Source organism: Phascolarctobacterium succinatutens, from assembly GCF_958453765.1.
GTDB classification, from domain to species: domain Bacteria; phylum Bacillota; class Negativicutes; order Acidaminococcales; family Acidaminococcaceae; genus Phascolarctobacterium_A; species Phascolarctobacterium_A succinatutens_B.
On sequence record NZ_CAUDZA010000026.1, the window covers coordinates 1 to 25307 of the forward strand.

A 25307-nucleotide genomic window follows, 5' to 3' on the forward strand; every position below is an offset into this window, starting at 1 on the left:
AGCTGCAGAGCTTCTGCCAGGGGCTGGGTATCCATATGCATGATTTAGAGCTTCTTGATATGGCTCTGACCCATACATCTTATGCCCATGAAGCTAAGCAGTATCCTAAACCGCATCATAATGAGCGGATTGAGTTTTTGGGTGATTCCGTGCTCAGCGTTATCGTGAGCACCTACATGTATAAGAACTTTCCTGATTTGGCTGAAGGCCAGCTCACCAAGCTACGTGCTTATCTGGTTTGCGAAGGCTCTCTGTATGAATATGCCAAAAAGATTCATCTGGGTGATTATCTGCAGCTGGGTAAGGGCGAGGAGCTGAGCGGAGGACGCGAGCGCCCCTCCATTCTGGCTGATGCTTTTGAATCTGTTTTGGGTGCCATCTACCTGGATCAGGGCTTTGAGGTCGTACAGACCTACCTGCTGGGTATGATGCAGTCGGAAATAGATTTCATCTGTCGCCATGGTATCTTTAATGATTACAAGACACGTTTGCAGGAGTATCTGCAGCGTGACGGCGATGCAGATATTCATTATGTTCTTTTAGGCAGCACCGGTCCGGAGCACAATAAGGTATTTACTTCTCAGGTAATGTTGGGTAATACTGTTATCGGCGAGGGCAGCGGTCGCACTAAAAAAGATTCGGAGCAGCATGCTGCTAAGCAGGCGCTGGCACAGCTGCATGTAAGGAATCAGGAATAACATTACAATATTAGCCTACGGTAGAAATACCGTAGGTCTTTTATTTTGCCCGCAGGCAGTAATGCTTTACGCTTTGCAACGCACAAAAAATCCCCTCTTCCTGTTCGGAAAGAGGGGATTGCAGTTTATTGCTTAGTGTTGTTTTTCGTAGGGCTGGTTCATCAGAGCTTCGTCATCAAAGTAGTTGATGCGCATTGCCTCGCGTACGTCATGCAGTGTTGCAGCAGCGGCTGCTTCAGCTTCTTTGCTGCCTGCTCGAAGGATTTCATAAACCTCAGGAATGCGTTGCTCCCAATAGTGACGGCGCTCACGGATGGGCTCCAGAACGTCCTGCAGCACGTTGTTGAGGAACTTCTTAACCTTTACGTCACCCAGGCCACCGCGTTTGTAGTGAGCCTTCAGCTCGTCCAGGTTAGCGTAGTCCGGCAGAAATTTGGCAAAGTGCTCTTCGGTGCTGAAAGCATCCAGATAGGTGAAAACAGTGTTGCCTTCAATCTTACCGGGATCCTCTACGCGTACATGGTCAGGATCGGTGTACATGGACATAACCTTCTTTTTGATATCCTCCGGTTCATCGGAAAGATAAATGCAGTTGCCCAAGGATTTACTCATCTTGGCTTTGCCGTCAATGCCGGGCAGACGCAGGCAGGCATCGTTTTGCGGCAGCATGATGTCCGGGTTAACCAGTGTTTCGCCGTAAACAGAATTGAACTTGTGCACGATTTCCTTGCATTGCTCCAGCATCGGCAGCTGGTCCTCGCCTACAGGGACTACAGTAGCGCGGAAAGCGGTGATATCTGCAGCCTGGCTGATAGGATAGCAGAAGAAGCCGGTAGGAATGCTTGCTTCGAAGTTACGCATTTTTATTTCGTTCTTGACGGTCGGGTTACGCTGCAGACGGGATACAGTTACCAGGTTCATATAGTAGAAGGTCAGCTCGGTAAGCTGCGGTACCATGGATTGAATGAAAAGGGTAGATTTAGCAGGATCAAGGCCGCATGCCAGATAATCCAGGGCTACTTCGATGATGTTCTTACGCACCTTTTCCGGATGCTCAGCGTTGTCTGTAAGCGCCTGGGCATCAGCAATCATGATATATACCTTATCGTATGCACCAGAATTTTGCAGCTGTACACGCTGGCGCAGAGAGCCTACATAGTGGCCTACATGCAGACGTCCGGTAGGACGGTCGCCGGTCAGGATAATTTTACTCATATTAGTCTTACCTCTTTTTGTTCTTATATTTATATAATAATTATAAATGCACCGACGTAAACTGTCAACGCAAGCTTATTTTACGAACATAGCATAGTATCCGTTGAAGAAGATATACAGCACTATCAGCGGCAGAATGTAGGTAGCATAGAAGCGAATCCATTTGGGGAAGGGGATACCCTTACCGGTATCTGCCTCTGCAATAAAGTTATTCCAGCCCCAACCGTAACGGCTGGTGCAGAAGCTGAGGTAAATCAGACTGCCTAAGGGCAGCAAATTGTTGCTGACAAGGAAGTCTTCGAGGTCAAGAATGCAGGTGCCTTTGCCTAAGGGCTGAATGTGGCCCCACAGGTTGAAGCCCAGCACGCAGGGCAGGGAAAGCAGGATAATCGCAATAATGTTAAAGCGAATAGTTTTTTGGCGCTCCCAACCGGTTAAATCGCAGATGCAGGAGGTAATGTTTTCGAATACAGCGATTACTGTAGACATGGCTGCGAAAAGCATGAACAGGAAGAACAGAGTACCCCAGATACGGCCGCCGCTCATAGCGTTGAACACATTGGGGAGGGTGATGAACAGCAGGTTCGGACCGCTGTCGGGATTGATGCCGAAGCTGAAGCAGGCCGGGAAGATAATCAGGCCGGAAACAATTGCAACAAAGGTATCCAGTGCCATAATCCACATTGCTTCACCCGTCAGGCGCTGTTCCTTGCCGATGTAGCTGCCGAAGATAGCCAGTGCGCCGATGCCAAGGCTCAGCGTAAAGAAGGCCTGTCCCATAGCGGCGAAGACTACCTCACGGACACCGTGCTCCAGAACTCTGTTGAAGTCAGGATAGAGATAATATTTAAGGCCTGCAGCACTGTTGGGCAGAGTAATGGAGTTTACTGCCAAAATCAGCATTAGCAGCAGCAGGCAGGCCATCATATTTTTGGTGATGCGCTCAACGCCGGCCTTTACGCCCAAATAGCAGACACCGAAGCAGGAGAAAACAATTATAATCATATTGCCTGCCATGGTTACGGGGTCGCTCAGCAGACTGCCGAACACGTTGCCGACACCTTTTGCGTCCAGTCCCACGAAGCCGCCGACAGCCATTTTGTAGAAATAATACAGCATCCAGCCGGAAACAGTGGTGTAGAACATCATCAGGAGAACATTGCCGGCAATAGCACCGTATTTATAAAGATGCCATTTTGTACCGGCAGGCTCCAGTACGTCGAATGATTTTGCCGCGCTGCGTACACTCGCACGGCCGACCGCAAATTCCGCTACCATGATGGGCAAGCCCAAAAGCAGCAAAAAGCAAAGATAAATTAAAACGAAGGAGGCACCTCCGTATAAGCCCGTAATAAACGGGAAACGCCAGACATTGCCTAAGCCGATAGCACAGCCGGCAGATATTAAAATAAAGCCAAGGCGTGAGGAAAAGCTTTCTCTTTCCATAAATATATACCTACTCCCTAAAAAATTTTGGATAATTTAATTATAAGCGAAAGGTTGGTTATAAGCAATAAAAAAACTGCATCCCACACTTTGGCAGGATGCAGTTCAAAGAGAATTATTTCTTTTCAGCAGGAGCTTTTTCCGGAGCTTTGTACGGAGAGAAGCTGAAGTTTTGCAGTTTGGCATCCTTGCCAAACATGAAGGTCATGATAACAACATTTTCTTTAGAGAAGGCTGCAATATAGGTTACTCTGTCGCCTTGGTCAAAACGCTCAAAGCTATGGAATTTGGTTTCTTTCAAAGAACCGAATTGTTTTTTTACCTGGCTTTGGATAGCAGCAAAGTTTTTCTCGCCCAGAGCTTTGTTAAGATCAGCGCTCAGTGTGGGAGCAAGAGCAGCATAGCCGGCAGCAGCATCCACATCGAGAGAGGTCATCATCTTTTCAGCGGTTTTCTGCTCCTTGTTCAAATCGCCGCCGTCAGCAGCAAAGGCCAGACTGCTGCAAGCAAAGGCGAGCAGCATGGTTAATACTAATACTAATTTTTTCATTTACATTACCTCCAATTATAGATAGCTTAAAAGCCTTATATATAATCATAACTGTTTTTTCTCATTTAGTAAAGACTTTTAAAGTGATTTTTGAAAAAATTCAGCTTAGAAGTGCAGTAAAGCTGCTTTCTTATTTTGCCTGTTTCTCTTCCGGGTGCTGCAGGCATTGAAACATCATTTCTGCCAGAGAGCGCTTCAAAAGCTGGTTGAATTCATCAACAGTGTGGTCGCTCAATGGCTTGCCTGCTGCCGGATAAGATTTTTTAGCCGTGCCGAAAATCAGCTCATCCAGGCTGCATTTAAGATGTTGGGATATACGGATGGCAATTGCCAGGCTTACGCCTGTTTTACCGTTTTCCAGATTACTCATGTGGGTTTGGGAAATATTAATCGCTTTTGCCAGGTTTTGCTGCGATACCTGCGATTTGGTACGCATCTGTTTGATATTGTTGCCGATAAGCTTGTAGTCAGGATTTACAGTTAAGCTTGCCATAATAACACCTCCGGCTGCTGTTTAACAATAGCATATTTTATCATCCTCTGTATGAACGCGAGCCGTTGCTTCGTCCTTCAAGTATATTATGACATATTTATACCTAAATGTCCCTACACCAAATGGCGATTTCGGGTAGGATAGGGCAGTATTTTTATAAAAAAAGATAAATTTTATTTACAAAATATGTTCTCTAATTATTTTTGTATTGTTAACTGATAATAAAAAATAGTAAACCATATTTTGACTGAATAAGGAGCCGAGTCAGCGGCATAAAGATAAGTTATACTATGTCATCAGCTAAAGTTGCAAATGATAGCGCAACGTGTTATATTAAGGCTAGATTATATGAAAACGAGGTGTATTATGCTTACTGCTGCTGATTTTGATCAACTTGGCTTTTGGGAGGATTCTACTCCGGAAGAAAATATTACGGTTTATGGTATGGATTTTGGCACGGATTATATTATGCTGACGGATGATTTGGGCAAAACACCGCTGGATGCCAAAAAGTTTATCGTTGTTGCTGCCTATGATGATGCTGACTGCTTTTTGTGGGGCGTAGAGCTGAAAAACTTTGCTGCGCTCAAGGAGCTGTGTGCTCAATATGCACCCGGAAGTGCGGAGCTGTTTCAGGCTTTGAAGGAATATAAGCTTCCGAAGAAAAAATAAAATAGTGTAATAAGGCAGGTGAATCCTGCTAAAGCAAAAACTGCTGCCCTGCGTCTGTGACGCGTGGCAGCAGTTTTTAGCTTGCAGCAATTTATTCCATGGCGAAAACGGTATCAACATTGGCTTTAATCGTAATTTCCTGCGCAGCGATGCTTGTTTCTGGGGAAGCAGCTCTGTCGGCAGCAGCCATCAGCTTCATGTTGCCATAGGAGCGCTCCATGCCGCCGCTGTAGGTGCTGATGTTGGCGCTCAGCAGCTTGCCGAGCGTGCGTCCGCCGGCATTGGCAACAACGGCAGCCTGCTGGCGTGCGTTTTCTACAGCCTGAGCCAGCAGCTTGTTGCGGTAAAGTTCTCTGTTGCTGACGCTGAAGGAAATATTATTGATCGTATCAACACCGGCAGCACTGATTTTATCAATTACCGGACCAAGCTTGCTGATATCCTTGAGCTTGATGCGCACACTGTTGCTGGCGGTATAACCGGTGATTTTACCCTTGATATCGGTATCTGGATAAAGAGTATAGCTTGTTGTTGTAATATCATTACCAAGAATATTGCAGCCAAGCAGATTACGCTTAACACTATCCATTTTGGCGGCAGATGCGCTTGTTGCTTCGGCGGCGGTACGGCCCTTGCCGTTGACATCAAAGCTGATTACGGCAGTATCCGGTGCCACCTCAATGCTTGCGTTGGCGCTGACGCTGATGCTCGGTGTATCAGGCTGTGCTGCCATGGCATTTGCACTGCCGATAAGCAGCAGGCAGATGGTAAACAGAGCACAAAGCATTTGTTTAATCTTAGTCATAATATAACCTCCTGACTGTTATTGAATCAGCTTAATTATAGCACATAAATACAAGTTAAACCTGAAAGACACAGAAAAAACACGAACCGCCAGGAGCAGGACGGCGATAAATAAAATGAAGCAGTTGCTTAACTTACTTACTTTTAACACTTACTGCCGTCAAAGCATTTTCTTAATGGTACAAATGTGCTATAATAAAAAACGCAATAAGAAGCAGGAGGTGCGCTTTACTTATGAAGAAAAAAGAGCGTGACAGGCTGCAGGTAGAATATATCTGTCCTGATTGCGGCAAACATTTGGCTTGGGCGCTGCCTACCGCTGTAATACAATGTCCGTGCGGACAGTGGGTGGATAATAACAATCGTTTAAAAGATAAGAGTGAGGTTTATCTGCCTTTAGACAGTGAGCAGACTGTACTTTTTTAATGGGGGTAAGAAACATGGCAACAATTTGGCAACAGGCTGAAGAATTAAAAGATGAAATGGTCGAACGCCGCAGAGATTTGCATAGACATCCGGAAACAGGCTGGACGGAATTCCGTACGGCAAGCATGATTATCGGTGAGCTGAAAAAGCTTGGCTATGATGTTAAATTCGGCGCTGACGTTATTGACGAAAAATCTATGATGGGCGTGCCGAGCGAGGCAGAGCTGGCTGATTATATGCAAAGAGCAATCAACGAAGGTGCGGATCCGGAGCTGGTAAAGAAGATGGCAGGCGGCAAGACCGGTATCGTGGCAACTCTTAAAACAGATAAACCGGGTAAAACAGTTGCCTTCCGCTTTGATATGGACTGCAACGATGTAGAAGAGGAGCGCTGCGACGAGCATCGCCCGGCAAAGGAAGGCTTTGCTTCCGAACATAAAAAGGCTATGCACGCCTGCGGTCATGACGGTCACGTAACTATCGGCCTGTCGGCAGCAAAGCTGCTTGCTGCTAATAAAGCACGTTTGGCAGGCACCGTTAAATTGATTTTCCAACCTGCGGAGGAAGGTGTACGCGGTGCTTTCGCTATGATGAACGCCGGTGTAGTTGACGATGTCGATTATCTGTTCGGCGGTCATATCGGATTTAAGGCTACTACAAATAACTGCTTGGTAACGATGACTGACGGTTTTCTGGCAACTACGAAGCTCGATGCGGAATTTACCGGTGTATCTGCCCACGCAGGCGCAGCACCGGAGCAGGGCAAAAACGCTTTGCTGGCAGCAGCACAGGCTGCAATTTCCCTGAATACTATTCCCCGTCACAGCAAGGGCTCCAGCCGTATTAATGTAGGTGTGCTCAACGCCGGCACCGGCCGCAACGTAGTGCCTGATATCGCTGCTATTAAGCTGGAAACACGCGGTGCTACTACCGAAATTGATGAATACATGGTTACGGAAGCTAAACGTATTCTTAACGCCTGCGCTGCAATGTATGATGTTAAGGTAAAAATCACTATGGCCGGTGCTGCACCTGCTTGCTTTGCTGACAAGGAGCTGGGCCATGAGGTAGCAGAGCTGATTGAGGAAAAATGTCATTATGACGAGGTTGTTGAATATGTGGACATGGGCGGCAGCGAGGACTGCGGTTACTTCATGGAGCGCGTACAGCAACACGGCGGCCGTGCCCTGTACATGATGTACGGCACTAAGATTGCGGCAGGTCATCACAACAGTCATTTCGATTTTAATGAGGATTGCCTGTGGAAGGCTGCTGCTACCGTTACGGAAATCGCTGTACATTTCAGCAACAAGTAAAGAATTAATTAAAACTGCCATGATTTTGCCATAATCTTATGCTATACTTATAAACATAAACAAAAGCAATATCTTGGAGGTATATATTATGAAATCACTTAAAAAAATCGCTTTAGTATTTTCCTGCATGGCGCTGTTGGGTGCCGGCAGTGCTTTCGCCGCTGATGCGGCTCAATCCTCTCCCTTGGACGAGGTGCAGGCAAATCCTGAGGTAATGCGCGCACCGGGAACCTATGTTACCCGTGGCGAAATAGTTGCTGTAGAGAATGGCATGTACATTATTAAGGGTGAGGGCAGCAGAAATATGGTTGCAGCCATTGTTGACCGTGATACCTACGTTGTGGAGGGTGCCAGCGGTAAGTTGCGTCTGCCCTATGCTTTAAAGGAAGGCCAGAAGGTTACTGCTTATTATTCCGCAACCATGACACGCAGCATGCCGCCGCAAAGCCATGCTCTGGCGATTGTGATTGAAGACAGCGAAGAGCCTGCAAGCTTTTTTGAGGTAGCACAGGCAAGTCTTGCTAAGGACGGCAGCTATGTAACCGTGCTCAACACCAATAATGATGTTATTGCGACGATTGATGCAAATGCGTGCGCAGACTTCGCTAAGATTAAAAAAGGTGATAAGCTGCTGGTTTGGAGCAGCATGATGACCATGAGCTTGCCGGCGCAAACTCACGCGGATAAGGTAGTTGTGCTTCCGTAAGGACGCACGATAAAGCACAATAATAAATAACAAAAAATATGAATTTGATTTGCAAAGAGGGTTAGTAAAAAAATGAAGATTTTTATGGATACTGCTAATGTAGAGGAGATTGCCAAATTTGTCGATTGGGGCGTTGTGTATGGTGTTACAACCAATCCGAGCCTGATTGCCAAAAGCGGTCGTACACAGGCTGATGTTATCCCGGAAATTGCTAAGCTGGTTGCCGGTCCTGTCAGCGCTGAGGTTATCAGCACCGAATGCGATGGCATGGTAGAGGAAGCACGCAAGCTGGTAAAGATTGCGGATAACATCGTTATCAAAATCCCCTGCATTTCGGAAGGCCTGAAGGCAGTAAAAATTCTGAGCGCAGAAGGCATTAAAACTAATGTAACTCTGGTATTCAGCATGGCTCAGGCTTTGCTGGCCGCACGCGCAGGTGCCAGCTATGTCAGCCCATTTATCGGCCGTTTGAATGATATCGGTGAAGACGGCGTACAGCTGGTAGAAAACATTGTCAAAGCCTTTAAACTGTATGGCATTACTACCGAGGTAATTGCTGCCAGCATCCGTAATCTGGAGCACGTGGAAAAGGTTATGCTGACCGGTTGTCAGATTGCAACTATTCCTACTAAAGTGCTGGAGCAGATGATTGTCCATCCGCTGACAGATAAAGGTCTGGCGCAGTTTATGGCTGATTATCAAAACAGCCTGAAGTAAAAATCTTAGAATATTGTTACTGAGTCCGCAGCCTTAATTATAGGGAATAATTTTGGCTGCGGAAAGTTTTTTTGTGTGTTCAAGGGAGTGATTTGATGAATTTAAAAAAGGCCTTGCAGGCTTTTCTTGTTACTATATCCTGTGGCATGCTGAACGTGGCAGGCGCACAGCAACGACCGGTGTTTATTCCTGAGGATTATGTTACAGAGCAGGCGCAGGCGGATTTTGTCGCCAACGGTCCGAAGCTGCTTTTCAGCGACAGTCCGGAAACTGTTTATCGTAACGGTATACTTTATCGTGATAAGGTTGAGGGTGATGTGCGCTTATTCCTGCATCATGTCAATGGTGTTGCCGGTAAGAAAAAGCTGGCGGTAATGCTGAAGAATACGGATAATCTGCGCCCGGTGCATTACAAGGTAACACGCAGTGGCGCAGCCGGCTTTGCCTATGATTATATGCGTGACGGCAAAAACTCTCAAAAGGAATATTTTGATGACAGAAACCAAAAGCCGCAGGAGGGCAAGCTGGGCTTTGGCGGTAGCCGCGAGCTGCTCAGCGGACGCGGCATTATTCTGCCGACGGATAAGCTGTACACGGCAACCGTTGATCTGCACTTTGACAAGCCTGTTGAGGTGAGTGTGCTGATGTGTGAAACGAAGAGTGATCTGGAGCTGTTTAACGAAGCTGCCGCAATTCAGCCGATGGACGAGCATCCGCTACGCGGTACATTTGAGGCTGCAGACTGGAACTATACGCTGAAAAAACCTGTCAAGGCACCGGAAAAACCGCTCATGCTGGAGCTGGCAACGTCACAGGAGGGCTATGCCAAGGGCGTTGATGCTACTACCGGACTGCCTGCGGAAAACTACGGCAACTACGGCGTTATCTATAAGGTGAACTTTACCGTTGCAGGCAAAAAGCCTATCAGCTTTATTTTGAATCCGATCGGCGGACCGTTTGCCGGTTACGGCGTACTGGAAAACAAAACTAAGGGTGAGCGTCAGCTGTTGGCGTTGCCTGAACGCACTGTGTGCTTAGGCTCGAAAATAGAGGAAGCGATTGAGCTTGCTCAGCTGAAAGCAGGCGAATACAGCTTTATCTGGTCACCTCCCGGTGCATCTAATCTGCCGGTGCAGCTGATTTGGGAGAAAACTGAATAAATAATGAGATAGGTTAACTAATGCTGTCGGACACAGTTTCGACAGTATTTTTTCATGTCTTGAATAAAGTGTTAATGAGAAGCATTTTCTATTCTTTGTTATATTTTGCCTTTTGAGTAATTTTAGAATTAAGAATGGATTGATTATCTGCTAGACAACAGCAAAAAAAGTAGAAATTTATTTGTGATTATTTTGTAGATTGGTACTAAAAATACTTGACAATTTTGACGTAGGGTGTATAATTCTAAATGAGAATTATTTTTGATAAAGGATGATGAAAATGGCTAAAAGAAACACTATTCAAAGACAACTTGTTATCGCGGCTGTACGTTTTTTAGCAGATCACCCTACTGCTGAAGAAGTATATGACCGCATCACTATGGAGTATCCCGATATCAGCAAAGGTACCGTTTACCGCAACCTTAATTCTTTGGTTGAAAGCGGTCTGCTGAGCAAGGTTTCCGTTCCTAGCGGTGCTGATCGTTTTGATCATATCCTCGCAAGACATTACCACATCAAATGCACTGAATGCGGTAAGTTCATGAACGTAGAAAACTTTGATTATATCCCGGATATGGATGAAAAGGTAGCTGCTGTAACCGGCTACAAAATGAATCATCATGATATTGTTTTCAGCGGTATCTGCCCCGAATGCCAAAAGGAAATGGCAGAGCATCCTGTAAGCGAAGATGTTTTGGGTGATGACCAAAACTGATTCTAAGGCTATATAAGCTTTAGTTTGGGAAGGCTGTTGCGTCGTTTTCAAGAGGAGGAATTGAAAATGGATTTAAAAGGCAGCAAGACTGAAAAAAATTTGCAGACCGCTTTTGCGGGAGAATCTCAGGCTCACACTAAGTACCAATATTATGCAAGTGCAGCCAAAAAAGAAGGCTATAACCAGATTGGCGCTATTTTTACCGAAACTGCCGGTAATGAAAAAGAGCATGCCAAATTATGGTTTAAGGCATTGCATGGCGGCGCTGTTCCCCAGACTATTGAAAATCTGAAGGACGCAGCTGCAGGCGAAAACTATGAGTGGACCGAAATGTATGCTGAATTTGCCAAGGTTGCCAAAGAGGAAGGCTTTGATAAAATTGCATTCCTGTTTGAAGAAGTAGGCAAGATTGAAAAAGAGCATGAGGAAAGATATCGTGCGCTTTTAGCAAACATCGAGAATGACCGTGTCTTCCAGCGTGAAGAGAAAAAGGTTTGGATCTGCACTAACTGCGGTAAGATTGTTATCGCTGAAAAGGCTCCGGAAAAATGTCCGGTATGCGATCATCCTCAAGGTTATTTCGAGCTGAAGGTAACAAACTATTAATTTGCTGAAGCAGAATTAATTATAGAAGCTTTAAAAGGCTTTAATGGGGATTTCTGCGACAGAACGTAAAACAAAATAGCAGCATAAGAGGCAAACAGCGAGGCGTAAGTCTGCTGTCTGCCTCTTTTTTTGCGTAAAGCAAAAAAGCTGCCGCATTTGCGGCAGCCGGGCTGCGCTCTTTTCAGTAGAAAAGCAGCTGAGTTTTGTAGACGGCGCTGACGCCAGCGTTCAGGGCGAAAAGACAGCCGAGCGAAAGTGCTATGAGCAAAGCAGCTTCCTTGCTGTTTAACGGCTGCTGCTGGTGCATGGCGCGGCGGATTGCCTTGCCGCATAAAACGACCAGCATGCCCAAAAGAAATAAAGAAAAAAATATATTCAGCATTATAATGGCTCCTTTTGTTATAAGCTGTTTACAAGCGGATAAATATTTATAGGTTTAGTATACCACAATTTTCGTGAAATATGGTATACTATTATAGATATATTCAGCAAAATATAGCAGATTTAGATTGTGCCTTAGTTCCGAAAAGAGAAGGGTGATAAGTATGGAAACAAGAGTAGCTGTTATCTCTCTGATTGTAACGCAGCCTGAGGCTGTGGAAGAGCTTAACGCAATTTTACACACCTACAGCAGTTATATTATCGGCCGCATGGGCCTGCCCTATCGCCAGAAGAATGTTAATATTATCTGCGTTGCCGTTGATGCGCCGCAGGATATTATCAGCGCTATGAGCGGTAAGCTGGGGCTGCTTGCCGGTGTGAATGCCAAAACTGCTTATTCCAACGTAACTGCCAAGGAATAGACTGCTGGATATCAACTATCTGACGGGAAAGATATTACTGACCTGTAAGGAGGAGACAAAATGTATAATGCAAAATCAATGAAGGCCGAAGAATTTATCTGTCATGAGGAAATCCTCGACACACTTGCTTATGCTGAGGCCAACAAAAACAACAAGGAGCTGCTGGAGCAGATTATTGCCAAGGCCAAGCTGCGCAAGGGCTTAAGCCATCGTGAGGCCAGCGTATTGCTTGCCTGTGAGGACGAAAAGCTGGTGCAGGAAATGTTTACTCTGGCTGAGCAGATTAAAAAGGACTTTTACGGCAACCGTATAGTGCTGTTTGCTCCGCTGTATTTATCCAATTATTGTATCAATCACTGCGTATATTGTCCTTACCATGCAACCAACAAGCATATCGGACGCAAAAAGCTGACGCAGGAGGAGGTACGTGCCGAGGTTATCGCGCTGCAGGATATGGGCCATAAGCGCTTGGCGCTGGAGGCCGGCGAGGATCCGGTAAACAATCCGATTGAATACATTTTGGACTGCATCAAGACTATCTATTCTATTAAGCATAAAAACGGCGCTATCCGCCGTGTTAACGTAAATATTGCGGCTACGACTGTAGAAAATTACCGCAAACTGAAGGAAGCAGGCATCGGTACCTATATCCTCTTCCAGGAAACCTATCATAAGGAAAGCTATGAGAACCTGCACCCGCGTGGACCGAAGCACAATTACGCTTACCATACGGAGGCTATGGACAGAGCGATGGAGGGCGGCATTGATGATGTCGGCTTGGGCGTACTGTTCGGTTTGGAGCGTTACCGTTACGAACTAGCCGGCCTTTTGATGCATGCCGAGCATCTGGAGGCAGTGCATGGCGTAGGTCCGCATACCATCAGTGTACCGCGTATCAAACGCGCCGACGATATCGACCCGGGCGTTTTTGATAACGGTATTGATGATGCAACCTTCTGCAAGATTATTGCTATTATCCGCATTGCTGTTCCGTATACAGGTATGATTATTTCTACACGCGAAAATCAGGCTGTGCGTGAAAAAGCGCTGCATCTTGGCATTTCGCAGATTAGCGGCGGTTCGCGTACTTCCGTAGGCGGTTACACCGAGGATGTGCGCCCGACCGATACTGAGCAGTTTGACGTTTCTGACCAGCGCTCTTTGGATGAAGTAATTGAATGGCTGATGGAATTGGGCTTCCTGCCTTCATTCTGTACTGCTTGCTATCGTGCGGGACGCACAGGTGATAGATTTATGGAGCTGTGCAAGTCTAAGCAGATTCAAAACTGCTGCCATCCTAATGCGCTGCTTACGCTGAAGGAATATCTGGAGGATTATGCTTCCCCGGCAACGAAGGCCTTGGGCGAAAAGCTGGTGCAGGCTGAGCTGCCGAATATTCCGCAGGAAAAGGTGCGTGAGGTTTGCATCGAGCGTCTGCAGAAGATTGCTAAGGGTGAAAGAGATTTCCGCTTCTAAAATAAAAAAGGGCAGGCCTGCGGGTGCAGGCTTGCGTTGTAAATACTAAAAAACCGCTGCAGAGATTCTGCAGCGGTTTTGTGCTTTATATGTCTTATTCGTTTAGCAGGTGCAGGGATTCAAAGAGCTTGAAGACAAGGCTCATAATAATAGCAACAACAGTTGCCAGCACCATGCCCTGTACGGAAAAGGCACCGAAGGAGAGCTTCGCACCGGAAAGGCCGATAATCATAATAACAGAGGTCATTACGAGGTTGGAGGATTTGCTGTAATCTACCTGACGTTCAACCAGTACGCGGATGCCGCTGGCAGCGATTACGCCGAACAGCAGGATGCAGATGCCGCCCATAACAGGAACGGGGATACTGTGAATCAGCTCGCTGAGCTTACCGCAGAAGGAAAGGATGATTGCCATGACAGCAGCGCCGCCGATAACCCAGGTGCTGTAAACCTTGGTGATTGCCATAACGCCGATGTTTTCACCGTAGGTAGTGTTCGGAGTTGCGCCGGCAAAGCCGCTGATAACATTGGAAAGGCCGTCGGCGAACAGGGAACGGGAGAGGCCCGGATCCTTAATCAGGTCGCGGTCAACAATGTTGCCGGTTACTACGAGATGGCCGATATGCTCAGCCAGTACAACGAGTGCGGCCGGAGCTATAATCATAATAGCGTTGATATCGAAAACCGGAGCGTAGAAATGCGGTACCTGGAACCAAGGAGCGTCAATTACCGGCTGGAAGTTGACGATACCCATGATAGCAGCAAAAACATAACCGCAGACAACGCCGAAGAGAATCGGGATGATGCTCATGAAGCCGCGGAAGGCAACAGAGCCGATAACGCCGACCGCCAATGTGAACATAGAAATAGCCACGTTGACCATATTAATGTTATCACCGGTCAAACCTGCCATGTTAGCTGCAACAGGTGCCAGCTCCAGACCGATAACAGCGATGATTGCGCCCATTGCTGCCGGCGGGAAGATGACATCAATCCATTTGGTGCCTACGCAGTGAATAATCAGCGAGAAAAGCATGAACAGCAGACCGAAAACGATAAAGCCGGACTGTGCATGGTTATAGGCAGAGGTGGACATAATCAGCAGTACAGGAGAGATAAAGGCAAAGCTGGAGCCGAGATAGGAAGGAATTTTGCCCTTGGTGATGAAGATGTAGAGCAGGGTACCCAGGCCGTTCATGAACAGGCAGGTGGTAGGGTTGACCTTGAATAAAAAGGGAACCAACACGGTAGAGCCGAACATGGCGAACAGATGCTGGATACTTAACGGAATATTAAGTAGTAATGGCGGACGTTCTTCAACTTGAATAACTTTGCGTTCCAAAATAAATAACCTCTTTTCTTAAATTTTGCTATGATAATTTTACGTGGATTTTACATTAATTGCAAGGAGTTTTTAGCAAAAGTGTAAAAAACTTTTCATAATCTCGGATTTTCAGATGAAGTACCGCTCTTGTGTGATGCTTAAGAAGCAAGTATAATAAAGCTGTCATCTTTATTATATATTTTTTGTTGCTATTTCCGAATGAAGGGGGAATAAAAATGTTACAGGTAAATCATGAACGTGTAGCTAAGCTTTTACAAGGTTTGGCTGCTTTTACGGACAGTGAAGAGGGCGTTACCCGCCTTGCCTACAGTCCGCTGGATAAAAAAGCTCAGAGCTGGCTGTTGGAGCAGGTGCAGGATTTGCATTTGCAAATCCGCACCGATGCTGTGGGTAATGTGTTCTTGCGTCGCGATGGCAAACAGCCGCAGCTGACGCCGGTGGCCACTGGCTCGCATTTGGACACTGTTATCCACGGCGGTGCCTATGACGGCATGTGCGGTGTAGTAGGTGCTCTGGAGGCATTATACATGCTGCAGGATGAGGAGCTTGAGCGCAGTATTGAGGTGATTATCTTCCGTGCGGAGGAATCGAGTCGCTTCGGCTTTGCGACTATGGGCAGCAAGCTGCTGACAGGCAGCGCAGTGCCGGAGCAGATGAATAAGGGAGCCAAGAAGGGTGATATCAGCTTTATCGAGGCCTTGCGTGAATGGGGCTGCAATCCTGACGTTTATCGTGATGCCGTAATTGCTCCCGGCAGCTATAAATGCTTTGCGGAGCTGCATATAGAGCAGGGCAAGGTGCTGGAGCAGACACAGCACCAGCTTGGTATCGTGCATAATATTGCGGCACCGACACGCTTTAAGATTCATATTAAAGGTGTGGCAGACCACAGCGGCGCAACGCCGATGGGGATGCGCCGTGATGCGCTCGTCAGCGCTGCTAAGCTCATTTTGGCGGTGAACGAGGCTGCGGAAACAGAAAAAGCCAACGGCAGTGTCGGTACCGTTGGCGTGGTTGACGTAGAGCCCGGTTCGATTAACGTTGTGCCGGGAGCAGTTACGCTGTGGGTTGATGTGCGTGGCGTTGATAAAGCCAGCATTGAGTGCGTACTGCAAAGTATTCGCGAGCAGGCCGAAAACGTCGCTGTCTGCGACGGCGTTGGCGTGCAGATAGAAATGCTGACAGCAGACAGCCCTGTTGCTTTGGATAAGGCCTTGGCCGCGCAGAGCGAAGCGATATGCACAGAAAAGGGCTTCAGCTTCTTGCATATGAATAGTGGCGCCGGTCATGATGCTATGCATATGACGAAAATCTGCCCCACGACAATGCTGTTTATTCCCTGTCGCGCAGGAATCAGCCATAATCCGGCAGAGTATGCTTCAACTGAGGATATCTGTCGCGGAATTGAGGTGCTGGCGGAGGTTTTGCGTCGGGAGGCAAATTGACAATAGCGCAAAAACTGCTATAATAATTATAGAGATAGCCGATTGTGGTAGGTCGGCTTTCCTCGCAAATTTGTAGTTTGAAGGAAGCCGCCTAACCGTTAGGCGGTTTTTTTCATGCCTTTATTTAGAGCGATGTGATAAAATCAAAACTACGAGAGTCGCAAAGCCTATCATAAGCTGAAGTGCTTCAAAAACAGTCATAGCATCACCCCACTTTCCAGCAGGAAACCGACGTCGGCTATCTCTATGCGAAAATTATATCATTTTATGAAATTTAAAGCAAATATATTTTTATACTCCTGTGCCGTCAAAGCATGGGATGAAATCTTTGCAGGCTGCATCACCTTCTTGCACAAAGCCGTCTTCGATAGTGCTTTGCAGCAGATAGTTCTCCAGCTCCTTGTATTCCTCATCCGTAACCTTGCGGTTAATTTCAGGATATTCGTTGGCGCGGCCGCAGGGAACGTATTGGTGCATCAGGCTGAACATTACTTGTCCCGGCTTGAAGTTGGCAGCAACCCAATCGATAATTCTCTTGGTGTTGTCCGGCATACCGGGCATAATCAGATGACGGATAATAACGCCTTTAGTCATAATACCGTTATCGTCAATATGGTAGTCGCCTACCTGATTATACATTTCCTTAATAGCTTCGGTAGCAATGCGGAAGTAATAGGGTGCGTTGCTGTATTTGATAGCAGCCATATCGTCGCTGTATTTTAAATCCGGCAGATAAATCTGCACCTTGCCTTTAAGACGGCGCAGTGTATCCTGCGTTTCAAAGCCGCTGGTGTTATAAACAACAGGCACCGGCAGAGGCTCGTCCAGACTTTGCAGCACTGCCTCGGTAAAATGGGTGGGCGTAACGAGATTGATATTATGTGCACCCTGAGCTATAAGCTCGTGATAGATTTCCTTCAGGCGTTCAACGGTAATTTCCTTGCCGAAGCCCTTGCAGCTGATGTCATAGTTCTGGCAGAAAACGCAGTGCAGATTACAGCCGGAAAAGAAAACAGTACCGCTGCCTTTGGTTCCGCTGATGACGGGCTCTTCCCACATATGCAGGCCGGCGCGGGCAACAATCGGAGCGAGGCCTACGCCGCAGCTGCCGAAGCAGCCTGTAGTATCAGACATATTTTCAGGGCGGTCTACGCCGCAGCGATGCGGACATACATAACAGAGAGTCATATTATTTCCTCCTTTGAAAAGAGCTTGCCGTGCCTTTTCGGTATATGTATAGACAAGAATACTTGGTTCCCCCTTGGGGGAACTGTCGAGCGATAGCGAGACTAAAGGGGGCAACACTCTAATTCGTTATACCATTATTCTACCACAATCGCCCGGTATTGACAAAAACAACGAGGCATCTTATAATTTTAGTATTAGGTCATATAACTGACGGAAGTGGGTTACCACAGGGGAGTATGACCGGTAGCACGCCGACCGTCTGGGCAAAGATTTTTTCTTGTGCCAGTGTGTCGGTTTTTTTGTTCGTCTAAGTGACTGGCACTATACAAAAGAGGAGGAGTTATAGTGAAAGAATTAGCATTAAAATATGGCTGTAATCCTAATCAGGGCAGCGCACGTATTTACATGAACAATGGCAGCGAGCTGCCGATTGAGGTACTGAACGGCCGCCCCGGCTACATCAATTTCCTCGATGCTTTTAACAGCTGGCAGCTGGTAAAAGAACTGAAGGAAGCAACCGGTCTGCCGGCAGCAGCATCCTTTAAGCACGTAAGCCCTGCAGGTGCTGCAGTAGGCCTGCCGCTGAGCGATACTCTGAAAAAGATTTATTATGTAGACGACCTGGAGCTTTCTCCGCTGGCAAATGCTTATGCACGTGCTCGTGGCGCTGACCGCATGAGCTCCTATGGCGACTTTGTTGCTTTGTCTGATGTTTGCGACGTGCAGACTGCTAAAATGCTGGCACGCGAGGTTTCCGACGGTGTTATCGCACCCGGTTATACTGAAGAGGCTCTTACCGTTCTGAAGGGCAAACGCAAAGGCACCTACAACATCATTAAGATTGATGAAAACTACAAGCCGGAGCTGTTGGAGCACAAGCAGGTATTCGGTATTACCTTCGAGCAGGAGCGCAACGAAGCTAAAATCACCGCTGAACTGCTGCAAAACCGTCCGACCGTAAATAAAGAAATTCCGGAAGGCGCAGCACGCGACCTGCTGATTTCCTTAATTGTTTTGAAATATACTCAGTCAAACTCCGTTTGCTACGTAAAAGACGGTCAGGCTATCGGCATTGGCGCCGGCCAGCAATCCCGCGTACACTGCACTCGTCTGGCAGGCGGCAAGTCTGATATCTGGTGGCTGCGCCAAAATCCGAAGGTATTGGCTCTGCCGTTTAAGGACAGCATCCGTCGTCCCGACCGCGACAACACCATCGACGTTTACATCTCCGATGATTATGAGGATGTACTGGCTGACGGCGTATGGGAAAACTTCTTCACCGAAAAACCGGAACCGCTTACTCGCGAAGAGAAAAAGGCTTGGGTTGCTCAGTTGAAGGACGTTGCTCTTGGCAGTGACGCATTCTTCCCGTTCGGCGATAACATTGAGCGTGCGCATCGCAGCGGCGTTCAATATATTGCACAGGCAGGCGGCTCTATCCGTGATGATAATGTTATTGAGACCTGCGATAAGTACGGTATTGCAATGGCATTCACCGGCCTGCGCCTGTTCCACCATTAAGATAGCTTTATAATGATGACAATTGCCAACTCTAACTTAAAATATCCAACTCTAACTTAAAAAAAGACGTTTTTGAAAAAAGCCTAGGTTCCAACTCTAACTTAAAAAAATCGAGATTTTGAAAAAAGGCTGGTTCCAAGTGTAACTTAAAATAAGAAAAATCAGATGTGGTTTGGTGAAGTTGTGCCAACTCTAACTTAAAAATGTGTTTTTGAAAAAAGCTGAGGTTCAACTCTAACTCAAAAAGCTGAGATTAAAAAAGTGACAATTGCCAACTCTAACTTAAAAAGCTGAATCTAAGTAATTATATTTTGCCTGCCTAATATATAGGCAGGCATTTTTTAGGAGCTGAGCTAATGTATTTCCTTCCGAACTGCCCGAAACCTTGTGAAGATGAACTGCTGCTGTCTTGGCTTTGCAGAACAGCTGAAAAAAATGCTATGACTTTCAATCAACTTATAATACTGATTTATGGTAATACTTTTGGTACTGCAGAAATACAAAGACCATTACAGACGATTTTTAAGAGAGTGAGAACCTCCATGTGGCCTTGCCAGAGTATAAGTGAATTGTTTTTAAAGACAACTTTGTTTCCATTCTATTCTTTTCAAATGACAAGGGAGCAGCAGACAAGGTATGTATATTCATTTATGTCTGATAAGAATTACGTTCCCAAAAAGAGAGGGTTGTTTGGTGTAATCAAGGTCTGTCCTGAATGCTTGAAAGAAGATAAAATGAATGGTGGCTGTTATCTGCATCGTGCTCATCAGGCTGCAGGTGTCTGCGTCTGTCATAAGCATGGCTGCTTATTATGGGAGTTGCCTGTAAAGAGTATTTTAAACGCAAAAGATTTAGATGGGATGTATGACAGTGAGAGTAGCGAGAATTTTGTTGAGTGTACAGTTTCAGACAATATTGATGAAGAAACTGAATATGCGAAATGCGTATATGAGCTACTGAATGTACCTCTGAATATAGATTTATCAGAATCACTGGATATTCTTGATAAGGCTTTGAAAGATAAAGGTTATGTAAACGGACTGACAGATCCTTCGTTTATTGAGGACTATAATCTTTCTTCTTATTCTCATTTCGGAAGCAAACTGACTCATAGATCTATGATGCTGTTGAAGCGTTGTATTCAAAATGTGATGGTAAAAGATTTGTTGCCGATGGTTATGTTTGCTTATGACGGTGATGTTTCGAGGTTTATAAAAGAAGGCAGGTCAATGAGCTGCAAGGAAGTATCAGTGCCTGATAATCTGGAGCTGCTGCATTCTGAAGACCTAGATAGTCCTGTGAAATTTTACCGATGCAAAGAATGCGGAGAGTATTTCATCTGTACTGACTGGGGTATTGAGAACGGTATGCTGTGCCCTGAATGTTGTGATAGCGAAGCTGAGTTTTATGAGAGCATGGTAAAAGCTTTGTGTGTGGATGAGTATGAGTTAGCCGAAGAAATTCATGATAAGTATACTCCTGTTAGAATAAAGCACGAGATTTGTGAAGAGTATTTCAGTGCAAGACCGATAGATTTTGTGTTTAATCGTAAGAGATGCAAGTGCCATATCAAGATTTCTTTTAAAGAAGCCAGTGCTAGAGTAGCTAAAGTCTCCAATTTTACGCTTGAGAAGTATAAAAACATCTATGAGAAAGCTGTTATACGCCATACTGGTGGTTGTGGCAAGAGTTTTGAATGTTTGCTCTGGAATTTTCTTCATATACCTTTCTGCCGTATTTGTGAAGGCCGTATGAACAATGACGATTTTGCGGAACAGATCAGTGCATTGGTAGGAAATGAGTATACTGCTTTGTCTGAGTTTAAAACATGGCACAAACCGGTAAGAATAAGACACAACAGCTGTGGCAAGGAATTTGAGATGGATCCGGCAAACTTTTTGCAAGGTAATCGATGTCCTTACTGTGCAAAGGTAATGGTACGTAAATATCTTGCTGAACTGGTAGATAAGTATACATCAGGGCATTATAGGCTTAGTGCAAAGAATACACGGAAAGACTTTGAAGATGTAGAAGATACTGTTGCAGGGAAAACCATGAAGCTTACGAAACAAAGGATTAAGCAAGAAATCTTCAGACCTACTCCTTCGGATATTTTGGTTTTAAGTGCTGCTGAAGAGGAGAAGAGGAAGGCTTTGCTTGCAGCTGATGACAAGAGCATTGCTGTCAATGACAAAGAAAAAATCTACTCGTATCTACGTGATAATTTCAGCGAAGATGATTTGATTTTTACTGATGAGCTGGAAGAAAGCGGCTTCTTGAAAGATGTTGTTAAATCTAAAATGCGATTGTTGTGTAATGAAGGGCGCATCAGAAGAATAACAGTCGGTGTTTATGTGTTCCCAAACAATGAAAAGCAATATACTGCAGAAGAAATACTCTATAACAAGTATGTCTGCCGTAACGATAAGGTCATAGGAGAGCTTCTAAAGGCAGGTGAGAGCGGTTATAAGGAAGACCGGTATATCAGCATAAAGTTCGGGAACAAAGGCAAATGGAGAATTTATTCGTTTGCTGGAGTAAAAATCTTAGGAAAAGGATTTTAATAAAGTAATTTTATCGACCGTCAGGTTTCTTTGTGGAATCTGACGGTTTTTGTTTATGGCAACAGTAATACAGTTCAACCGCCTGCTGTCACTGTACGATATCTTATCAAGGCAGCATAACAGCATGAAAAAATCCCGCAGAGCTTGTGGAGTTCTGCGGGTAATTTGCTTTTAACAAAGGTTAATCTTTAAAATGTAGCGTAGAGATGAAAGTATTCAATCTTTCTGCTTCTCCTTTTGTCATATCTGCTGGGATTTCAAAAGAAATATTAAAATCAGGTCTGAGCGGATAGCTGATTTTGATAGGTTCGGTGGTTACAGTTTCAGGCATAGGCATATTGAAGCAAAGAGCTTTAATTTCATCATAGTGATGGCTTAAGTCTGCGGCAGTTCTATGTACTTTCAATGAAGATCTCAGAGCTTTAGAAAGGTCATCTCTTGTTATTTTAGTATGCCATTCTACAGTCCTTTGGTGAGAATAGCCGGTATCAATGTCGTCTACTTTAGGGTTAAATTCATAGTTGCTTGTGATTACTCCAAGATAGATATTATCGCCGTCAGGAGTAAGTACAAGGTCGCCTTTATTCATTTGGTTTACGAAGATATCTACAGTTGCGTATGCGTTGCCGAGTGCTAAGGCAGTATAGGAATATGGAGGCTTGGACAAGATTTCTTTGAGGTCTTGTCTGGTTTTTCCTGTAAGGTCACCGATTCCTGGCCAGCCGATTGCGACAATATTTTCAGTTTGGAATTCGTTGATTCTGTTGATATTTGTTGGATATGGACGTACGAGCCAAGCTTTATTTGCCATGATGATTTCCTCCTTAAAGTTGACAATTTAATAATACAATTAGCATTGTTGATAACAAGTAGTTATCAACTTGTTGGGTATAGTATATCATTACACTCTCGATATGTCAAGTGGTAAACAAGTAGATTTCTAGTAGAAAATATAAAGGCCCGTAGAAGAATGTATTGACTTCTGCGGGTAATTTGCTTTTTAGCAGTTTGCTCTGCACTGGAGTGGAGTTTTGTGTCTTCCGTCCGACTATCTTTATTACAATTTCCATGTGCAAGCCATTAGATGTTCTTTTAAACTATTGACAAAGGCAAGTATATAGGTGAATTTTATGTTAATGGTATTCAAAGTTTACCCAATGCTATGAAGAATACATTTTGCCGTTTATGGAAGAATATGAGGCAAAATGTGATTTTGATAACTGTAAAATGAAAATAATGCTTTTCCATTTTATGTAATTTTTATAAGCAGAAAAGAGGATATATATGGTGAGTTCTGAAAAAACGCCTGAAAATACTGCTATTGCAGACATGCGGGTTGCATGTATTCGCAAGGCACAAGTAAAATGGAATTTATCCAATAAGGAATGTGCAAAACTTTTTAGGGAATACGGACTGTTAGAATTTATAAGAGAAGGTTATAGCTGGCTGAGTGAAACAGGTTATGATTATGTTGTAATTGAACTGGAAGAATATTTAAAACGGCAAGGAGTCGCTTTGAATATAGAAAAAGCATAAATGTAATTTTACCAAAGCAGCATGGAAATAGCCTCTGCAAGCCATAATTTTTAAGCTTGTAGAGGCTGTTTTGTTTAGTCCCACATATTCAGTAGATATTTACCAAAAAGTTTTATTGCTTCTTCGATTTCCTGGTTATATGCTTTTTCTTTTTCACGTACTTCGTACGTAATGTATTTATCATGAAGGTCTTCATGTTTATTCTTCATAAGATAATTACCATCTTTTTGTTTGTTGAATTTGAATTCAAGGCATTCAGGATGTTTTTTGTAGAGCTTATCATAAGCCTTGTTCATTGGGGAATCTGCGTAATCATTGAGGGTTCGCTTGAAGGCTTTGAGAATCCTATCAAGAACTTTTTCCCATTCTTCGGGATTTTTGAATTCTACCGGATATCCATGGCGTTTGCTCTTCTTATACTTCTTGAGGATTTGGTAAGAGAAGTTGACTATTGCATGATCGGCATTCCAAATTTCAGTTGTAGAGAAATTGTACTGTTTGTGTAAAGTTTTATTAGCTTTTTTAGTAAATTTCTTGCTTCCCTTTTTGCTCATAAGATACCTCCGTAATACTGACAAATAAACCACAGAAATTATAATGAGAGTATGTGTATATTATAACATACGCAGCTTTTATAATGATGGCGAAAAGAGAAACTTTGGTGCTGCTACAAGGAAAAATTTTTAGCTATTTCGCTTTTGATTTGGTTGTTAATTCCTTTGACAAAGGTATCTTTATCTTTTATTCCTAACTGTTGAAGTTTAACATCATTTTCGTTATTGATCAATAAGTTTAACTGCGTTGTCGTATAATAGTAAAGCATACCTGGATGACTGAGTATCTTGCTAGACTTTTCGTGGCTAGAAGATTGAGGGATAGATAATACTAGGCCTATGTTTTCGAGTGCTTTTTGAATTATTTCTACATCATCTTTGCGGATTTCAGTACAAATTCTATTTTGTTTGAATATATTTAGTATACCGTTAGCTTTTAGGATTTCTGAGAGAAAGTTTTGGCTTACATTATTAAGACATTGTTGAATTATAAGTGCAATATCTTCTTCTGGATACCATAAGGTAAGTGCGTATTTATCAAAATTCTCTGTTTCATTGATTGAACGGAGAATATTTTTGATTACGGCTTCATTAATGTATTCGTTAGTTGTTGAGCTATCGAGATAAGGTGAATTTTCTAGAAGTGTACCACCAAACCTTATATAATCATCTGACTCTTTACCGAGCAGGTATGTGTATTCTGTAAAGGGTATATGTGATGTAGGTATCAATTCTGCTATATCAGTTAATCTTGTGTCATCGATTTCTAATAAATTATTTGCTAATAATGTAAAACTATAAGAATAACTCCCGGTAATAATGAATTTTAGCTTCCATTTTTTAGTGCAGTAATAAACTATAGCATTAAAAGTGCTTTCAAGGAAATATTTTGTTAATGTTATTTCATCAATGCAGATATAATCATAGTTTTCTTTGTCAGCGTAGTCAAGTATAGTAAATAATTCATCTGATTCCAATATATATTTGCTATTATTTTTTTGGTAAGTTTTAATATTTTCGTATTCGTCGGAGCAAACAAGGTATAAGCATTTAAAACCTTTAGCAGTAATTTCTTGCGCTGCTTGCTGCAGTAGTATTGTTTTTCCGCTACCGAGCAGACCATATATAATGCAAATTTTTTTATTGGTAGAATTTGAAGCGTTTATAAAGTCTGCTATTTTAGAATAGCAGTTACGTTTTTTGCTATATACAGGAAATTCATTCATATTTAAAATTTTTATTTGCTTGTAGTTGTTTAGCATGATGCAGCTCCTTGAGTGTACTATTCGTGCTTTTGCTTTGCTAAAAGAAGTTTTATGAAGTTATTGACAGCTTTCTTGTTTGATGTACT

The 25307-nt window shown here is 44.3% G+C and carries 27 protein-coding genes and 1 riboswitch; of the genes, 15 read left to right on the forward strand and 12 right to left on the reverse strand.

The window, feature by feature from the left end; all coding sequences use genetic code 11:
- Nucleotides 1–2 precede the first annotated feature (2 nt).
- A complete protein-coding gene (gene rnc / locus Q7Q81_RS09130) occupies nt 3–698 on the forward strand; it encodes a ribonuclease III (RefSeq protein WP_304275494.1) in 696 nt (231 codons plus the stop codon).
- A 132-nt stretch (nt 699–830) separates the two neighbouring features.
- Here rnc and trpS read toward each other — a convergent pair whose 3' ends face one another.
- From trpS to Q7Q81_RS09150, 4 genes are all read right to left on the reverse strand, one after another.
- Nucleotides 831–1913 (reverse strand): tryptophan--tRNA ligase, encoded by a 1083-nt coding sequence (gene trpS / locus Q7Q81_RS09135; protein WP_304275497.1) that lies wholly within the window; start codon nt 1911–1913, stop codon nt 831–833.
- 75 nt (nt 1914–1988) lie between these two features.
- Nucleotides 1989–3359 carry a sodium-dependent transporter gene (locus tag Q7Q81_RS09140; protein WP_304275500.1) on the reverse strand — a complete coding sequence of 457 codons (1371 nt, stop codon included), beginning with the start codon at nt 3357–3359 and terminating at the stop codon, nt 1989–1991.
- 115 nt (nt 3360–3474) lie between these two features.
- A complete protein-coding gene (locus tag Q7Q81_RS09145; protein ID WP_293808049.1) occupies nt 3475–3909 on the reverse strand; it encodes a DUF3887 domain-containing protein in 435 nt (144 codons plus the stop codon).
- Nucleotides 3910–4039: 130 nt separating this feature from the next.
- Nucleotides 4040–4402, reverse strand: a complete 363-nt coding sequence (locus Q7Q81_RS09150; RefSeq protein WP_304275503.1) for a helix-turn-helix transcriptional regulator — start codon at nt 4400–4402, stop codon at nt 4040–4042.
- A 366-nt stretch (nt 4403–4768) separates the two neighbouring features.
- Here Q7Q81_RS09150 and Q7Q81_RS09155 point away from each other — a divergent pair, with 366 nt between their 5' ends.
- Complete coding sequence (locus Q7Q81_RS09155; protein ID WP_304275506.1) at nt 4769–5074, forward strand: hypothetical protein; 306 nt, start codon at nt 4769–4771, stop codon at nt 5072–5074.
- A gap of 91 nt (nt 5075–5165) precedes the next feature.
- On the opposite strand, the gene Q7Q81_RS09160 is transcribed toward Q7Q81_RS09155, so the two are convergent.
- Nucleotides 5166–5879 carry an SIMPL domain-containing protein gene (locus Q7Q81_RS09160; protein WP_304275509.1) on the reverse strand — a complete coding sequence of 238 codons (714 nt, stop codon included), beginning with the start codon at nt 5877–5879 and terminating at the stop codon, nt 5166–5168.
- Between the two features lie 233 nt (nt 5880–6112).
- Here Q7Q81_RS09160 and Q7Q81_RS09165 point away from each other — a divergent pair, with 233 nt between their 5' ends.
- The 7 genes from Q7Q81_RS09165 to rbr all read left to right on the forward strand — a co-directional run bounded on the left by Q7Q81_RS09165 (nt 6113) and on the right by rbr (nt 11524).
- A complete protein-coding gene (locus Q7Q81_RS09165) occupies nt 6113–6304 on the forward strand; it encodes a hypothetical protein (protein ID WP_021720046.1) in 192 nt (63 codons plus the stop codon).
- Between the two features lie 14 nt (nt 6305–6318).
- Nucleotides 6319–7620, forward strand: a complete 1302-nt coding sequence (locus tag Q7Q81_RS09170) for an amidohydrolase (RefSeq protein ID WP_304275512.1) — start codon at nt 6319–6321, stop codon at nt 7618–7620.
- Nucleotides 7621–7708: 88 nt separating this feature from the next.
- Nucleotides 7709–8326 carry a hypothetical protein gene (locus tag Q7Q81_RS09175; protein WP_304275514.1) on the forward strand — a complete coding sequence of 206 codons (618 nt, stop codon included), beginning with the start codon at nt 7709–7711 and terminating at the stop codon, nt 8324–8326.
- Between the two features lie 72 nt (nt 8327–8398).
- Nucleotides 8399–9043 (forward strand): fructose-6-phosphate aldolase, encoded by a 645-nt coding sequence (fsa, locus tag Q7Q81_RS09180; RefSeq protein ID WP_304275517.1) that lies wholly within the window; start codon nt 8399–8401, stop codon nt 9041–9043.
- Between the two features lie 95 nt (nt 9044–9138).
- Nucleotides 9139–10203 carry a copper amine oxidase gene (locus Q7Q81_RS09185; protein ID WP_304275519.1) on the forward strand — a complete coding sequence of 355 codons (1065 nt, stop codon included), beginning with the start codon at nt 9139–9141 and terminating at the stop codon, nt 10201–10203.
- Between the two features lie 280 nt (nt 10204–10483).
- Nucleotides 10484–10918, forward strand: a complete 435-nt coding sequence (locus Q7Q81_RS09190; protein ID WP_246869331.1) for a Fur family transcriptional regulator — start codon at nt 10484–10486, stop codon at nt 10916–10918.
- A gap of 66 nt (nt 10919–10984) precedes the next feature.
- Nucleotides 10985–11524 (forward strand): rubrerythrin, encoded by a 540-nt coding sequence (gene rbr / locus Q7Q81_RS09195; protein ID WP_009144889.1) that lies wholly within the window; start codon nt 10985–10987, stop codon nt 11522–11524.
- Nucleotides 11525–11705: 181 nt separating this feature from the next.
- On the opposite strand, the gene Q7Q81_RS09200 is transcribed toward rbr, so the two are convergent.
- Nucleotides 11706–11906, reverse strand: coding sequence for a hypothetical protein (locus tag Q7Q81_RS09200; RefSeq protein WP_021720039.1), 201 nt, complete (start codon nt 11904–11906; stop codon nt 11706–11708).
- 163 nt (nt 11907–12069) lie between these two features.
- On the opposite strand from Q7Q81_RS09200, the gene Q7Q81_RS09205 reads away from it, so the two are divergent.
- Both Q7Q81_RS09205 and hydG read left to right on the forward strand, forming a co-directional pair.
- Nucleotides 12070–12327, forward strand: a complete 258-nt coding sequence (locus Q7Q81_RS09205; protein WP_293388986.1) for a TM1266 family iron-only hydrogenase system putative regulator — start codon at nt 12070–12072, stop codon at nt 12325–12327.
- 60 nt (nt 12328–12387) lie between these two features.
- Nucleotides 12388–13803 (forward strand): [FeFe] hydrogenase H-cluster radical SAM maturase HydG, encoded by a 1416-nt coding sequence (gene hydG / locus Q7Q81_RS09210; protein ID WP_304275523.1) that lies wholly within the window; start codon nt 12388–12390, stop codon nt 13801–13803.
- Between the two features lie 94 nt (nt 13804–13897).
- On the opposite strand, the gene uraA is transcribed toward hydG, so the two are convergent.
- Nucleotides 13898–15145 (reverse strand): uracil permease, encoded by a 1248-nt coding sequence (uraA, locus tag Q7Q81_RS09215; protein ID WP_303710786.1) that lies wholly within the window; start codon nt 15143–15145, stop codon nt 13898–13900.
- Nucleotides 15146–15363: 218 nt separating this feature from the next.
- On the opposite strand from uraA, the gene Q7Q81_RS09220 reads away from it, so the two are divergent.
- Nucleotides 15364–16593, forward strand: coding sequence for a M20 family metallo-hydrolase (locus tag Q7Q81_RS09220; RefSeq protein WP_304275526.1), 1230 nt, complete (start codon nt 15364–15366; stop codon nt 16591–16593).
- Between the two features lie 120 nt (nt 16594–16713).
- Here Q7Q81_RS09220 and Q7Q81_RS11105 read toward each other — a convergent pair whose 3' ends face one another.
- Together Q7Q81_RS11105 and Q7Q81_RS09225 are read right to left on the reverse strand one after the other, a co-directional pair.
- On the reverse strand, nt 16714–16794 hold the full coding sequence (locus Q7Q81_RS11105) for a putative holin-like toxin (protein ID WP_363316971.1): 81 nt from the start codon (nt 16792–16794) through the stop codon (nt 16714–16716).
- 90 nt (nt 16795–16884) lie between these two features.
- A complete protein-coding gene (locus tag Q7Q81_RS09225; protein ID WP_304275529.1) occupies nt 16885–17781 on the reverse strand; it encodes a radical SAM protein in 897 nt (298 codons plus the stop codon).
- A gap of 193 nt (nt 17782–17974) precedes the next feature.
- A riboswitch (ZMP/ZTP riboswitch) is annotated at nt 17975–18053 on the forward strand.
- A gap of 70 nt (nt 18054–18123) precedes the next feature.
- Between Q7Q81_RS09225 and Q7Q81_RS09230 the strand changes: the two genes are divergently transcribed.
- Nucleotides 18124–19302, forward strand: a complete 1179-nt coding sequence (locus Q7Q81_RS09230) for a phosphoribosylaminoimidazolecarboxamide formyltransferase (RefSeq protein WP_368502129.1) — start codon at nt 18124–18126, stop codon at nt 19300–19302.
- A 356-nt stretch (nt 19303–19658) separates the two neighbouring features.
- Nucleotides 19659–21866, forward strand: coding sequence for a TniQ family protein (locus tag Q7Q81_RS09235; protein ID WP_304275534.1), 2208 nt, complete (start codon nt 19659–19661; stop codon nt 21864–21866).
- A 181-nt stretch (nt 21867–22047) separates the two neighbouring features.
- Here the strand turns inward: Q7Q81_RS09235 and Q7Q81_RS09240 are convergent, their stop codons facing one another.
- Nucleotides 22048–22677, reverse strand: coding sequence for a restriction endonuclease (locus Q7Q81_RS09240; protein ID WP_304275536.1), 630 nt, complete (start codon nt 22675–22677; stop codon nt 22048–22050).
- A gap of 473 nt (nt 22678–23150) precedes the next feature.
- On the opposite strand from Q7Q81_RS09240, the gene Q7Q81_RS09245 reads away from it, so the two are divergent.
- Nucleotides 23151–23402, forward strand: a complete 252-nt coding sequence (locus Q7Q81_RS09245; RefSeq protein WP_304275540.1) for a DUF3791 domain-containing protein — start codon at nt 23151–23153, stop codon at nt 23400–23402.
- A gap of 74 nt (nt 23403–23476) precedes the next feature.
- Here Q7Q81_RS09245 and Q7Q81_RS09250 read toward each other — a convergent pair whose 3' ends face one another.
- Complete coding sequence (locus Q7Q81_RS09250; protein ID WP_304275544.1) at nt 23477–23956, reverse strand: hypothetical protein; 480 nt, start codon at nt 23954–23956, stop codon at nt 23477–23479.
- Between the two features lie 113 nt (nt 23957–24069).
- Nucleotides 24070–25218 (reverse strand): AAA family ATPase, encoded by a 1149-nt coding sequence (locus Q7Q81_RS09255; protein ID WP_304275547.1) that lies wholly within the window; start codon nt 25216–25218, stop codon nt 24070–24072.
- Nucleotides 25219–25307 lie beyond the last annotated feature (89 nt).

Coding starts and splice junctions, on each gene's coding strand:
- trpS (WP_304275497.1), bottom strand. CDS start 1,913: ATGAGTAAAATTATCCTGACCGGCGACCGTCCTACCGGACGTCTGCAT.
- Q7Q81_RS09140 (WP_304275500.1), bottom strand. CDS start 3,359: ATGGAAAGAGAAAGCTTTTCCTCACGCCTTGGCTTTATTTTAATATCT.
- Q7Q81_RS09145 (WP_293808049.1), bottom strand. CDS start 3,909: ATGAAAAAATTAGTATTAGTATTAACCATGCTGCTCGCCTTTGCTTGC.
- Q7Q81_RS09150 (WP_304275503.1), bottom strand. CDS start 4,402: ATGGCAAGCTTAACTGTAAATCCTGACTACAAGCTTATCGGCAACAAT.
- Q7Q81_RS09155 (WP_304275506.1), top strand. CDS start 4,769: ATGCTTACTGCTGCTGATTTTGATCAACTTGGCTTTTGGGAGGATTCT.
- Q7Q81_RS09160 (WP_304275509.1), bottom strand. CDS start 5,879: ATGACTAAGATTAAACAAATGCTTTGTGCTCTGTTTACCATCTGCCTG.
- Q7Q81_RS09165 (WP_021720046.1), top strand. CDS start 6,113: ATGAAGAAAAAAGAGCGTGACAGGCTGCAGGTAGAATATATCTGTCCT.
- Q7Q81_RS09170 (WP_304275512.1), top strand. CDS start 6,319: ATGGCAACAATTTGGCAACAGGCTGAAGAATTAAAAGATGAAATGGTC.
- Q7Q81_RS09175 (WP_304275514.1), top strand. CDS start 7,709: ATGAAATCACTTAAAAAAATCGCTTTAGTATTTTCCTGCATGGCGCTG.
- fsa (WP_304275517.1), top strand. CDS start 8,399: ATGAAGATTTTTATGGATACTGCTAATGTAGAGGAGATTGCCAAATTT.
- Q7Q81_RS09185 (WP_304275519.1), top strand. CDS start 9,139: ATGAATTTAAAAAAGGCCTTGCAGGCTTTTCTTGTTACTATATCCTGT.
- Q7Q81_RS09190 (WP_246869331.1), top strand. CDS start 10,484: ATGGCTAAAAGAAACACTATTCAAAGACAACTTGTTATCGCGGCTGTA.
- rbr (WP_009144889.1), top strand. CDS start 10,985: ATGGATTTAAAAGGCAGCAAGACTGAAAAAAATTTGCAGACCGCTTTT.
- Q7Q81_RS09200 (WP_021720039.1), bottom strand. CDS start 11,906: ATGCTGAATATATTTTTTTCTTTATTTCTTTTGGGCATGCTGGTCGTT.
- Q7Q81_RS09205 (WP_293388986.1), top strand. CDS start 12,070: ATGGAAACAAGAGTAGCTGTTATCTCTCTGATTGTAACGCAGCCTGAG.
- hydG (WP_304275523.1), top strand. CDS start 12,388: ATGTATAATGCAAAATCAATGAAGGCCGAAGAATTTATCTGTCATGAG.
- Q7Q81_RS09220 (WP_304275526.1), top strand. CDS start 15,364: ATGTTACAGGTAAATCATGAACGTGTAGCTAAGCTTTTACAAGGTTTG.
- Q7Q81_RS11105 (WP_363316971.1), bottom strand. CDS start 16,794: ATGACTGTTTTTGAAGCACTTCAGCTTATGATAGGCTTTGCGACTCTC.
- Q7Q81_RS09225 (WP_304275529.1), bottom strand. CDS start 17,781: ATGACTCTCTGTTATGTATGTCCGCATCGCTGCGGCGTAGACCGCCCT.
- Q7Q81_RS09235 (WP_304275534.1), top strand. CDS start 19,659: ATGTATTTCCTTCCGAACTGCCCGAAACCTTGTGAAGATGAACTGCTG.
- Q7Q81_RS09240 (WP_304275536.1), bottom strand. CDS start 22,677: ATGGCAAATAAAGCTTGGCTCGTACGTCCATATCCAACAAATATCAAC.
- Q7Q81_RS09245 (WP_304275540.1), top strand. CDS start 23,151: ATGGTGAGTTCTGAAAAAACGCCTGAAAATACTGCTATTGCAGACATG.
- Q7Q81_RS09250 (WP_304275544.1), bottom strand. CDS start 23,956: ATGAGCAAAAAGGGAAGCAAGAAATTTACTAAAAAAGCTAATAAAACT.
- Q7Q81_RS09255 (WP_304275547.1), bottom strand. CDS start 25,218: ATGCTAAACAACTACAAGCAAATAAAAATTTTAAATATGAATGAATTT.